Below are 12171 nucleotides of genomic sequence, written 5' to 3' on the forward strand. Positions count from 1 at the left end.
GCACGTCAGCACCGTCGCGTGAGGCGTCGAGGCGGCCCCTGGATGCCGAGTCCGGCATAGCCGCTACGCGATCAGGCGCCCAGCAACACGCCCGTTCGGATCGGCCGCGTGCCGGTCACGCGACCGAGCGGCGCACCGGCCGTCACGAAACGGATCGCGCGCCGCATGTACAGCACCCCTTCGGTCTGGCTCGCGATCGTGGTCGTCTCGTCGGTCAGCGGATCGACGATATCGAACAGCGGCTGGCCGATGCGGATCTTGTCGCCGATCTTCGCGCGGTGCACGAGAATGCCGCTCACCGGCGCATAGAACTGCTCGCTGCCCGCGAGCGGCGTCGCCGGCGACAGCAGCGGCGGCAACGGTTTGGCCTCGCCCCGAATCGCGCCGCGCCACACCAGATAGTCGACGAGCGCGTCGGCATCCTGCTGCGCGACTTCATACGACACGTCGCGCTGGCCGCGGCATTCGACCGTCACCGCGATCGAGCCGGTCGGCACTGGCTTACTCGCCGGCATCTGCTGCTGCAACGTCCACCACAGCAGGCTGTGGGTTTCGTCGAACGCGCCGCCGCCCGAATCGGTCGCGAGCAACGACGCCTCTGCACCGAGATAGCGCGACAGCGGCTCGAACTCGGCCCAAGCGGATTCGCTCGTGTACACATGCATCGCCGCTTCGAGCGAGCAATGCAGATCGATCACGACGTCCGCGTCGCACGACAACTTCAAGAGCGCCAGTTGCAGCGACTCGAATTCGGTCAGCGGCTTCTGTTGCGCGAGTTCGGCCGCGAGCAGCTCGCGCACGATGCGGCGGTTCTGGTTCGCGTCGGCGCCGAGCGCCTCTTTCGCATTCGCGACGAGCTTTGCGAACTGCACGAAATGCCGGTTGAAGTTCTTGCCACTGCCGAGATCGAAGCGGCCGATGAACTGCCCGAGCACGTGTTGACTGAGCCCGACCGGATTCGACACCGGCACGAGCACGATTTGAGCGCTCAGCGCGCCGGCTTCCTCGAGCTCCCGCAGACGCCGCTTCAGCAGCACCGTGGTCAGCATCGCGGGCGTTTCGTCGGCATGCAGCGACGCCTGGATGTAGATCTTCTGCCCGCTATTGGCCGGGCCGAAATGAAACGACACCAGTTCGCGGTGCGTGCCGATGGCTGGCGACACAAGCGGAATCGATTGCCTGTTCATGAATGGAAAGCCGTGAAGATAATGTTGGAAATCTGCATCAATTGCCGTACGGATCGAAGTCGAAGTACTTCTTCGCGATCCGCGCATAGGTGCCGTCTTTGCGCATCGACGCGATCGCCTCGTTGATCGATGCCTGCAACGCGGTTTCGTCCTTGCGCAAGCCGATGCCGACGCCGCGATCTCCCATCGAAAGCGGCTCGCCGACAAACGCGAAGCCCTTGCCCGCGGGCGTGCGCAGGAAGCCGTAATCGGCCTCGACGGTGCCGAGCAACGCGCCGTCGAGCCGGCCGTTCTGCAGATCGGCGAACACCTCGTCCTGGCTCTTGTAGGCGACCACGTTCGCGCCGAGCGGCGTCCAGTTCTTCAGTGCGTAGCTCTCGAACTGCGTGCCCGACTGCACGCCGATCTGCTTGCCGGCAAGTCCGCTCGCCGTAGGCGCGAGCGACGAGCCTTGCCGCGCGATCAGCCGCGACTTGAACTGGAACAGCTTCGACGAAAACAGAATCTGCTGCTCGCGCTTCTCGGTGATCGCCATCGACGACAGCACCGCGTCGATCTTGCGCGCCTGCAGCGCCGGGATCATGCCCGAAAACTCGAGTTCGACCCACTGACAATGCGCGTGGATGCGCCGGCAAATCTCGTTGCCGAGATCGACGTCGAAGCCCTTCAGGCTGCCATCGGGCGCCTTCGAGTCCATCGGCGGATAGGTCGGATCGATGCCGAGGCGCAACGTGTTGGCGTCAGCGGCGAACGCGCCGCTGCTGAAAGCCAGCGCGGCGCAGAGAGTCATCAGTGGAGTTTTCATGGAAGGCGACGATGAGCGGATCAGGACAGCGTGATCGTAAGCCGCTGTGGCGCCTCAAAGAAGTCCCGTTCGGACTATCATGATCACTTTTACCGATCAGCAAACCCTGTCGCCATGGCATTGACGATTTCCCAGCTGCGCGCGTTCACGGCGGTCGCCGAGCATGGCAGCATCCGCGCGGCCTCGCGCGCGCTCGGCATCGCGCAAAGCGGCATCACGCAGCAGTTGCAGAACCTCGAATCGATGCTCGGCGCGACGCTGTTCACGCGCACCAATCGCGGCATTGCGCTGACCGCGCTGGGCCAGCGGCTGCTGCAGCGGGCCGGCGCGATCCTCGGTGAATGCGAGCGTGCCGAGGAGGACGTGCGGCAACTGCGCGGCGACTACGTGGGCGAGGTCACGTTCGGCATGACGACAGAGCCGCTCGTCGACGCGTTCGCGCCCGTGTTGATGGAATTTCGTGCGCGCTTCGAGCGCGTCGCCGTGCATCTGCGCACGGGCACGTCGCGCATGATGATTTCGTGGATCCGCGAAGGCACGCTGGATTTCGCTGTCGCGCTCGTATCGAAGCAGACCGACACCGCCGATCTGTCGGTCACGCCGCTCTATCCGTCCGACCCGGTGATCGTGTGCCGGCGCGGTCATCCGAAGGCGCGCGCGAAGTCGCTCGCCGAACTCGTCGATTGCAGGTGGGTGACAACGCGCTCGCCGAATCTGACCGAGGAGCCGCACGTCAACCGGTTGAGCCATCTGTTCGATAGCTACGGCTTGCCGCCGCCGAAGATCGTCGCGACCGTCGAGGGCTTGTACGAGACGCTGCACCTGGTAGCCGCGACTGATTGCCTGTCGCTCGAATCATCGGTCATCGCGAAGCGCGGGCCGTTCGCGGACGTGCTGACGACGATCCCCGTGCGCGAGCGCGCGTTGCAGCAGAACGTCTGTCTGCTGCAACGCGCCGCGATTCCGCTGACCCCAGCCGCGCAGGAGTTCGCGACGATGATGGCGTCGTACACGCGCGCGGTGCGGGCGCATTGAGCGTTGAGTGTTGAGTGTTGAGCTCCAATGCGCCGCTCAAGCCGCCGTTGCTTCGAGCGCTATCAGTTCTTCGATGCGCTGCCTGCGCCGGATCAGCCGCGCGTTGCCGCGCTCGATCAGCACCTCGGGCGCGAGCGGCCGGCTGTTGTAGTTCGATGACATCGACGCGCCGTACGCGCCCGTGTCGTGGAACACGAGCAGGTCGCCCATTTGAGGCGCGGGCATCGACCGGCTCGTGACGACACCGCCTTGCGCCTGCGTGAACACGTCGCCGGCTTCGCACAGTGGCCCCGCCACGCTGAACGAGCCGGCCGGCGCATCGCTCGGCGTGCCGTTGCGCCGAAGCACGCTGATCTCGTGATAACTGCCGTAGTACGACGGCCGCACCAGGTCGTTGAAGCCCGCATCAAGCAACGCGAATTGCCGCGACGGCCGCCGGTTCAGCGCGTGCACTTCGGCGACGAGTACACCTGCCTGCGCGACCAGAAAGCGCCCCGGTTCGATTTCGAGTCGCACGCGATGCCCGACGCGTGCTTCGATGCGGCGCCGCGCGTCGTCCCACAGCCGGAAATAATGCGCGGTATCGACACTTAGCTCGTCATCGCGATACGGCACCGACAAACCACCACCCGCGGAAATCGCCTCGATATCCTGATCGAGTTGCGACACCGCATCGACCATCGCATCGCACACTTTCGCGAGATGCGCGTAATCGACACCCGAGCCGATATGCATATGCAGCCCGACGAGCTTCAGCCGATAGCGCCGCACCAGTTCAAGCGCGCGTGGCAGTTCATCGCGCCAGATGCCGTGCTTGCTGTGCTCGCCGCCTGTGTTGGTCTTGCTGCTGTGGCCGTGACCGAAGCCGGGATTGATCCGCAGCCACACGCGATGGCCTTCGCTCGCGTGTCTCCCGAGCCGTTCGAGCATGTCGGGCGAGCCGGCGTTGACCGTGATTCGCTCGTCGAGCACGGTGGCCAGCGTCGCGTGGTCGAGCACGTCGGCGGTGAAGACGACGCCTTCGGGCCCACCGTTCGATGCGGGTTGAGCCGCATAACCCGCGGCAAAACCGCGCGCGAGTTCACCCAAAGAGACCGCATCGACCATCACGCCTTCGTCGCGCATCAGCTTCAGGATGTGCACGTTCGAACAGGCCTTCTGCGCGTAGCGGATCGTGTCGAAACTGCGCAACTGCGCGATGCGCCGGCGGATCGTGTCGGCGTCATAGACCCATAGCGGCGTGCCGTGCTGGCGCGCGAGGTCGGCGAGTTGATGGGAGTCGAATGGCGTCATGGTCGGTTGCATGTCGAAGCTTTGCGAAAGCGATAGCCGACATGATGATCCGTGGCGATCATTCAGTAAAATACCAATCTATTGCTCACCTATTCACTTTTGATATAGCACGGACCCACCATGGCGCTCACGCACCGGCACATCGAAATCTTCCGCGCGCTGATGACGGCCGGCAGCGTGACCAAGGCAGCCGAGATGCTGTTCACGTCGCAGCCCACCGTAAGCCGCGAACTTGCGCGCATGGAACAGAGCATCGGCTTCGCGTTGTTCGAGCGAGTGCAGGGCCGGCTACGTCCCACGCAATCCGCGCTGACGCTGTTCGACGAGATCAAGCGCGCGTATGTCGGGCTCGAACGCGTCGCGTCGACCGCGGCCGCGCTGCGCGAATTCAAGGGTGGCCAGCTGTCCGTGATCGCGCTGCCGGTGTTTTCGCATTCGATCCTGCCGGGCGCCGTCAAACGCTTTCACGATGTGCAGCCGGGCGTCAGCGTATCGATCGCGACGCAGGAATCGCCGTTTCTCGAAGAATGGCTGAGCGCGCAGCGCTACGACCTCGGCCTCACCGAGCACGACGCGCCGCCGCCCGGCACGCGGCTCACGCCGCTCATCGCGGTCGATGAAGTGTGTGTGCTGCCCGACGCTCACCCGCTGCTCGCGAAACGCGTGATCGCATTGAAAGATTTCGCCGATCAGGCGTTCATCAGCCTGTCCGCGAACGATCCATACCGGCTGCAAATCGACGAAGCGTTCGCGCGAGCCGGCATCGCGCGCCGCCTGCTGATCGAAACGCCGACCGCGGTGTCCGTGTGCAGCTTCGTGCGGCAAGGGCTCGGCATTGCGATCGTCAATCCGCTGACCGCGCTCGATTTCGCGGGCCAGAATCTGCATATCCGGCCGCTCGCGTCGTCGCTGCCGTTTCGCGTCAGCGTGATCCGTCCCGAGCACCGGCCCGCGCATCCGCTCGCGGACGCGTTCGTCGGCGCACTGCAAAGCGAAGCCGCCGCGCTGCGGCTACAATTGAAGCGCCGCACCAGCCCCAAGCGGTCATCGCATTCATAGCAGTCACGGCGGCGTCCCCGCTTCATCGCCGGGCGAATCCGCGCAGCGCCACGCGCGTTCGCGCGGGGCCATCGCCCGAACCGTCCGCCGCGCGAACCGGGCACGCTTCGAGCTGACATCACCCGCATACCGATTACCGACGCGCCGCGCGTCTGCGCCGCATCGGGGCGCCGTTGTTAGCGCCGTTTCCCAGTCTTCACGTCATAGACCCTCAACAGGAGTGTTCCAAATGATGAATCGAGACAATCCCGTCTGGCTGATCACAGGCTGTTCCACCGGCTTCGGCCGCGAGCTCGCGAAGCTCGTGCTCGAACGCGGCTGGCGCGCGGTCGTCACCGCGCGCGATGCATCGAAAGTGAAGGACATCGCAGAGGGGCACGGCGAGCGCGCGCTGGTGCTGCCGCTCGACGTGACCAATCGCGCGCAGATAGAAACCGTGGTCGCGCAGGCGAAGCGCCATTTCGGCCGCGTCGACGCGCTCGTCAACAACGCGGGCTACGGTTATCTGGCCGCGATCGAGGAAGGCGAGGACAGCGAAGTCCGCGCGATGTTCGAGACCAACGTGTTCGGCCTCGTCGACATCACGAAGGCCGTGCTGCCGATCATGCGTGAGCAGCGCAGCGGTTTGATCGTCAACGTGTCGTCGATTGGCGGGATTGCGAGTTTCGCGGCGACCGGCTACTACCATGCGACGAAGTACGCAGTGGAAGGGCTGTCGGAATCGCTCGCGCTGGAAGTGAAACCACTCGGCATCGGCGTGCTGATCGTCGAGCCTGGGCCGTTTCGCACCAACTGGGCGGGTCCGTCGATCAAGCAGTCGGCAACGTTGATCGACGACTATGCGTCGACCGCCGGCGAGCGCCGCAAGCAGACCGAAGCGCGCAGCGGCAACCAGGCCGGCGACCCGGTGCGAGCCGCGCAGGCGATCATCGATGCGGCGTTGTCGGACGCGCCGCCGCTGCGTCTGCTGCTCGGCAAGACCGCGCTCGATCTCGCGTACAGGAAGCTCGACTTTCTGCGCGGCGATTTCGACACCTGGCGAGCGACGAGCGAGGGGGCGGATTATCCGGAAGGGACGGCGTAGAGCGGGTTTATCAGGCGAGCCTCGGCCCGCCGTTTAAAACTCCACCAGCGCAAAATCTTCCTTGCCCACATCGCACAGCGGGCAGCGCCAATCGGCCGGCACATCGGCCCAGCGCGTGCCCGGCGCGATGCCCTCTTCCGGCACGCCTGCGGCTTCGTCGTAGACCCAGCCGCAGATCACGCAGACCCATTGCTTGAAGTCGTCGGCTGTGGCGACGTTCGCGGCCGACGGCGCATCGGGCGTACCGGTCGCAGCGGCATCCGCCGCGCACGTGCGCGCCGTCGCATCGAGGCTCACGACGAGCGGCGCGACCGTGCCGCTACCGGTTCCCGCGAGCCGCGCCTTCAGGCTGTCGAGCAGTCGCTGCGCTTCGTCGTGGGTCAGATCGATCCAGTACGGATCGCCGGCGCCGTCGTTAAGCCGCTCGGGGGAAAACTGGATTTCTACGGCTACGCCCTTCTTGTACATGGCAATCAAAAATCTCGAGAATGCCGGCGACGCGCCGGCATATGGCCGCCCGCGCGACGCGGGCGCTGCTTCAGTGCGCGTGGACCAGCAGATTCAGCGCGATCGAGGCGATCAGGCCAGCGGCGCCGATCAGGCCAAGCAACTGCAGCAAAGTGAGGGATTTACGCGAGTTGGTGGGGGTTTGTTGCGAGGTCACGAGCGAGTCTTGAAGTTCGGAAAAAGCGCAATGGTACACGGGTGGGGACGCGACGAATGTCGATTGGCGCAAACTCGCGCGCAATCAAAGTACCGGGCGATATTATCGCCGCTCGCGCGCCGCGCATTGTCTACCGTGGGAAGATGGATTAATTCCCGGCGAGGGGGAAAGCCGTGGCGGGACGGGGTGCGCGGCGCCGGTGAACACACCCGCGCCGCGCTCAGGTCTTGGCGAGCGGATCGCCGTGACGCGAATCCCAGAAACGGATCACCGCCGTATCGCCGGTGCCCGCGCCGACCACCTGGTCCGGCGCGCCGCACTCGCGCAGCAGCGCGCGCAAGTCGTTGATGACCGGGAACACCTCGTGATTCCAGTCCGCTCCCTGCGAATCGTGGGCGCGTTGCTCCGCCTCGACGATCTCGCGATCCTCCTTGAAAATGCGTTCGGTGAACCACACCAGCAGCGGCCATGCGAGATTCATCACACCCGGAATGCCGGGCTTGCGGATCGACAGCAGCCCGAACGTTCGGTTGGTGCGCTGCTCGCGGTCGAGCGGCACATAGACGATCCACAGGTCCATCACCAGCGTCTGCTCGTCGTTGCGGATTTGCAGCGTCTGGAACGGGTATTCGGTGCGGATCGTCATGACGTCTTTGTCGCCGGAGCCACCGGTCTTGCGCCTCTCGCCGAACACCATCGCCTCGCCTAGCGGCTGCTGCCCCTCCATGCGCGCAAACGTGTAGTCGACCTCGACCCAGCCCTCACCGCGCCGCCGCCCGAGCGAACGCGCGCGCATGCGCCCCATCTGGCGGCGATGCAGGAACTGATGATTCATGTCCATCAGGTTCTCGTGCATGAATGAATAATGACACTTGACCGGACGGCCGAAACGGCGCGTCTTGTACTTCGGGTCGGACACCGAGCGAAAGCCCGGCAACGGCCGCTCCTCCGCGAGCGCGGCGTCGCCGGGAAACACGAAGATCAGCCCCTCCACTTCCTGACACGGATACGAGCGCACACCGTTCGGTAGACGCTCGCGGCCCAGGTACGGCACGTCGATGCACTTGCCCGAGCAGTCGTAGGTCCAGCCGTGATAGCCGCAGCGAATCGATTCGCCGTCGACCACGCCCTGATGCAGCGGCACCTGCCGATGCGCGCAGCGATCTTCCAGCGCGAACACTTTGCCGCTCCCGGTGCGCGCGAGCACGATCGGATCGCCGGCGAAGGTCACGCCGAGCGTCTTGCCGCGCTTCACTTCATGCGACCACGCGAGTGGGTACCAGTAATCCGGATGAATGGCGACGCGGCGCAGATCGCGCACCGGCGCCTCGTGAGTGGCTTGAGCAGGCGCGGCAGCGAGCGTTGCGCCTGCGGATTCCTGTTCCTGTTCGAGCGGGGGAACTGCATGCATAGGTCAAGCCTCCGTGCACCAGCGGATGGAAGGTTGCCGCGCTGCAGGGCAGTGCGGCATCTTCATCAGTCTACTTGATGCAGCCGCCGCATGGCACTTTCGCCGGCATGCGCGATGCATCGCAGCACACATTGCGCGGCAGCGCGCATCAGGGTGACGAGCTTCCTTTACCACACCCGCCCTACGGAAACATTGACCTGCACTTCGAGCTGCTCAATCCTCGTCGACCGCAACGAGCCCGGAGCGCCGTTGCACGCCCCACGCGCGGCCGCCGCGCAGAAAATGCAGCCAGCCGAGCGCGGCGCCCAGATGACGCGCGAGCTGGAACGAGAACGGCTCCGCAACGGCCGCGAGCATCGCCATGCCGAGACTGTTGCCACTGCGCTCGCCGGTCCAGCGCCGGTAGAGATGGATGCTCCACAGGTAAAACGCCAGATCGATCGCCGTTTTCAGGCCGATCACGCTGAAGATCGACACGACGATTGCCCCGTGTCCGCCGAACAGAAAACCGAGTAGCAATGCGAATGCCGTAAGGCCGTAGATCGGCTGCATCGTGTCGACCGCCTTGACCGGCAGCATCAGCATGCCGAGCGTACCGTAGCGCGGATTGCCGGTCATGTCGCGGTTCCAGTACTGCGTCTGCAGGAAGCCCGCGAACCAGCGGCGGCGCTGGCGCAGAAAGCTTGCGAGGGTGTCGGGCGCATCGGTGCGCGCATGCGCTTCGCCGACCACGCGCACGTCCCAGCCGAGCTCGTGATCCACCGAATAGCGGCGCAGCCGGTGAATCAGTTCGTAATCCTCGACCAGACACTGCGGATCGAAGCCGCCGACCGCGACGAGCGCATCGCGCCGGAACGACGCGAATGCGCCCGAGATCAGCAGCAGGCTGTCCGCGCGCATCCACGCGAAACGCGCGATGAAGTTGCGCATGTACTCGTAGGTCTGGAACCACTGGAACACGCGGCCCGACAGCGACTTGCCGCAGACCGGCACGAGAATGCCCGCTGCCGCGACGAGCGACGGCTCGCTCGCGAACGCGGCGCGCATCGCGTAGGTGGCGTCGTCGTCGAGCATCGTGTCGGCGTCGACGGTCATCACGGTGTCGGTCGTCATCACGGTGATCGCGGCGTTCAGCGCGCGGGCCTTGCCGCCGTGCGGCACGCGCAGCCAGAACAGGTTCGGATGCTGCGAGCTCGGCGCGCTCAGCACGCCGTCGGCGGCGGGCGTGAGGCCGAAGCGTTGCGTGAGCAGCTCGGCGGTGGCGTCGGTGGAGCCGTCGTCGGCGATCACGATCTGCGCGGGGCCGTGCGTTTGCCGCAGCAGCGCGGCGAGCGTGACCGGCAACACGGCCGCCTCGTTACGCGACGCGACGATGACACCCATGGCCGGCAACTCGCGCCGTTCGTGGTCGGCTTCGAGCGGCGCCGCGCCGCGCGTGAGCGGCAACGACTTCCACGTGACGAACGCGAGCAGCAACGTGTCGTATGCGACATACGCAATACCGGTCGACCACGCGAGCGCGCCACGCAGAAAGAATGCTCGCGCGAACAGCAGTGCCCACAGCACGACGACGCTGGAATGGATCAGCGTGCTCGATAGCGTCGCGCGACGCGGCAGAATGCGCGGCGACGCGACAGCGAGTGCCTGTTCTAGGGTCTTCTTCAAGGTGAGTGTTTCAGGTTCAACTGGGTTGCGGTTAGTTGGCGAAGCTGTGTTCGCGCCATCAAAAACACGCGGCGGCTTCACGGCGTCATGCGCTTCAACACCGATTTGCGATCGAGCCACTCATGCTTGAGCGCGCCGCCGATATGCATCGCCAGCAACGCATAGAGCGCATAACCGAGCCACGCATGCAGCGCGCCGAAGCGATCGTGCAACGTCTCTTTCAGCGTCGGGTCGAGATGCATCACATAGCCGAAGCGCGGCCATTGGAACAGGCCGAACCACTGCATCGGATGCGTGGCCGCGTCTTTCCAAGCGGAATCGTGCAGCCAGCCGGACAGCGGCAACGCAATCATCAGCAAATACAGCGCGAAGTGCGCGAGGTGCGCGGCAATCTTTTCCCACGACGGAAACTCGCGCGGCAACGGCGGCGGCTTGTGCGACACGCGCCACAGGATGCGCAGCAGCGCGAGCCCGAGCACCGTGATGCCGATCGATTTGTGTGTGTCGATCACCGGACGCACCCAGTCGTCGGGCAGCGAATCGGCGGACAGAGCGAGCACGAAATTGACGCACATCAGCAACGCGATCAGCCAGTGCAGCGTCATCGCGGTGCGCGTATAGCGCGGCGGGCGAGAGGCATCGGTCGAATCGGTCAGGGAATTCGCTTGGGTGTTCATGGGGGTTCCGTTCGCGAGGGCGATGAATGCCGTGAAAGCTGTTTGAAAATCGACGCTACTGGTATCAGGCAAACGCCCAAGTGTGCCGTTTTATTCCGCAAAGCGCTTAACCTGCGTGTTTCAGTTTGTTTCGAGCTTTGGAGGCACGACACGCGCGCAAATCGCACTCGCGTGGCTGCTTTTTAGCTGGTGTTTTGGCCCATGTTCTGGCTGGCGTCCCGCAGATCAGCGCGGGACGCCCGGCAGCATCGTGTTCACCTTGCGCTTGCGCGCGTTCGAGCCGTCGCTCGAACGCGGTGTCGAACGTGACAAGGCCAGGCGCGATGTAGCGATCAAGCGTCTCCGATTTCTATCCGATCAATTCGCCAGCACCCTTTTGAGCGCCTTCTGGTCACGTTCGAGCTGCATTCTCATGTGCCGCATGAACTGCCTCGCGGTTTCCGTGAGTGGGGTACCAGGGCGAAACACCAGCACTCCTGTGAACATTACCTCGATGTCGATCGGCTTCACGACGAGTCCCCGCTCTGCGAAGTCCAACGTCACGAGCGGATGAGCGATTCCTATACCGACTCCAGCGAGCGCCAGTTCGCAGATCGTGTGCGAATACGGCGTCTCGACGACCGGTTTGAGACGGATTTCGCGTGCCGTGAGTTGCGTTTCCAGGCGTAGCCTGGTGCTGTCTTCGGGATTCAGCGCGATGAAAGGAAATTCAGGCAGGTCCGCAACAGCGATGACAGGACGCGTGGCCAAAGGATGATGCGAGTTCATCACTGCGACAGCCCGCATACGCGCGAACACCGAGTGTTCGAGGCCGGCCATCGACATCTCGTCGGACATCAGGCCGAAATCCACCTGTCCAGCCGAGACCTTCTCATGCACTTCGCGCGAACTCATCACCTGTAGCGAAATTTGCACGTTTCTGGACGGGGCATCGAACGCCGCAATGACACGTGGCAGAAAGCCTGTGCCCAGTGCCGGCAGAGAGGCGATCGCCATCCGGCCCAATCCGTAGGAGCGCAAACTACGGATTCGATGCTCGATGACCTCAAATCCGCGAAAGTACTGGTCAACCTCACGCATCAGGGCGACGGCTTCCTGGGTGGGAACGAGCCGGCTGCGTATCCGCTCGAACAGGCCGAAGTCCGCCATGGTTTCCAGACGCCTGATGGCCTGACTGACAGCCGGTTGCGAAATGCCGAGCAGGGCCGCCGCCTTGCTCGTGCTTCCTGCGTTCATGACCGCCCTGAACACTTCAATATCCCTGATCCGCATAACCTACACTTATTGACCT

Annotated in this window: 12 protein-coding genes; 3 read left to right on the top strand and 9 right to left on the bottom strand. The window is 64.5% G+C overall.

The annotated features are described in order from the left end of the window. Window positions 1-71 precede the first annotated feature (71 nt). Both OKW38_RS30945 and OKW38_RS30950 read right to left on the bottom strand, forming a co-directional pair. Window positions 72-1187: a succinylglutamate desuccinylase/aspartoacylase family protein gene (locus OKW38_RS30945; RefSeq protein WP_429364697.1), complete on the bottom strand. Its 1116-nt coding sequence runs from the start codon at window positions 1185-1187 to the stop codon at window positions 72-74. 37 nt (window positions 1188-1224) lie between these two features. Beyond that, window positions 1225-1992 (bottom strand): transporter substrate-binding domain-containing protein, encoded by a 768-nt coding sequence (locus tag OKW38_RS30950; protein WP_429364699.1) that lies wholly within the window; start codon window positions 1990-1992, stop codon window positions 1225-1227. 114 nt (window positions 1993-2106) lie between these two features. On the opposite strand from OKW38_RS30950, the gene OKW38_RS30955 reads away from it, so the two are divergent. Continuing rightward, on the top strand, window positions 2107-3027 hold the full coding sequence (locus tag OKW38_RS30955) for a LysR substrate-binding domain-containing protein (protein WP_429333214.1): 921 nt from the start codon (window positions 2107-2109) through the stop codon (window positions 3025-3027). Window positions 3028-3063: 36 nt separating this feature from the next. Here the strand turns inward: OKW38_RS30955 and lysA are convergent, their stop codons facing one another. Next, window positions 3064-4320, bottom strand: a complete 1257-nt coding sequence (gene lysA / locus OKW38_RS30960; RefSeq protein WP_429364701.1) for a diaminopimelate decarboxylase — start codon at window positions 4318-4320, stop codon at window positions 3064-3066. A gap of 120 nt (window positions 4321-4440) precedes the next feature. Here lysA and OKW38_RS30965 point away from each other — a divergent pair, with 120 nt between their 5' ends. Then, window positions 4441-5379 (top strand): LysR family transcriptional regulator, encoded by a 939-nt coding sequence (locus tag OKW38_RS30965; protein ID WP_429364703.1) that lies wholly within the window; start codon window positions 4441-4443, stop codon window positions 5377-5379. 229 nt (window positions 5380-5608) lie between these two features. Beyond that, a complete protein-coding gene (locus tag OKW38_RS30970; protein WP_429333211.1) occupies window positions 5609-6463 on the top strand; it encodes an oxidoreductase in 855 nt (284 codons plus the stop codon). Window positions 6464-6496: 33 nt separating this feature from the next. On the opposite strand, the gene OKW38_RS30975 is transcribed toward OKW38_RS30970, so the two are convergent. The 6 genes from OKW38_RS30975 to OKW38_RS31000 form a co-directional block, all read right to left on the bottom strand. Further along, complete coding sequence (locus OKW38_RS30975) at window positions 6497-6931, bottom strand: rubredoxin (RefSeq protein WP_090807985.1); 435 nt, start codon at window positions 6929-6931, stop codon at window positions 6497-6499. A 70-nt stretch (window positions 6932-7001) separates the two neighbouring features. Continuing rightward, on the bottom strand, window positions 7002-7127 hold the full coding sequence (locus tag OKW38_RS30980) for a hypothetical protein (protein WP_260321012.1): 126 nt from the start codon (window positions 7125-7127) through the stop codon (window positions 7002-7004). Between the two features lie 220 nt (window positions 7128-7347). Further along, entirely contained in the window at window positions 7348-8538 is a 1191-nt protein-coding gene (locus OKW38_RS30985; protein WP_429364705.1) for a Rieske 2Fe-2S domain-containing protein, read from the bottom strand. Window positions 8539-8751: 213 nt separating this feature from the next. Next, on the bottom strand, window positions 8752-10203 hold the full coding sequence (locus OKW38_RS30990) for a glycosyltransferase family 2 protein (RefSeq protein ID WP_429364707.1): 1452 nt from the start codon (window positions 10201-10203) through the stop codon (window positions 8752-8754). A 77-nt stretch (window positions 10204-10280) separates the two neighbouring features. Beyond that, window positions 10281-10880, bottom strand: coding sequence for a cytochrome b (locus OKW38_RS30995; RefSeq protein ID WP_429364709.1), 600 nt, complete (start codon window positions 10878-10880; stop codon window positions 10281-10283). A gap of 357 nt (window positions 10881-11237) precedes the next feature. Beyond that, window positions 11238-12152, bottom strand: coding sequence for a LysR substrate-binding domain-containing protein (locus tag OKW38_RS31000; protein ID WP_429364711.1), 915 nt, complete (start codon window positions 12150-12152; stop codon window positions 11238-11240). Between the last annotated feature and the right edge of the window lie 19 nt (window positions 12153-12171).

Source organism: Paraburkholderia sp. MM5496-R1 (assembly GCF_050436205.1).
Lineage (GTDB): Bacteria > Pseudomonadota > Gammaproteobacteria > Burkholderiales > Burkholderiaceae > Paraburkholderia > Paraburkholderia tuberum.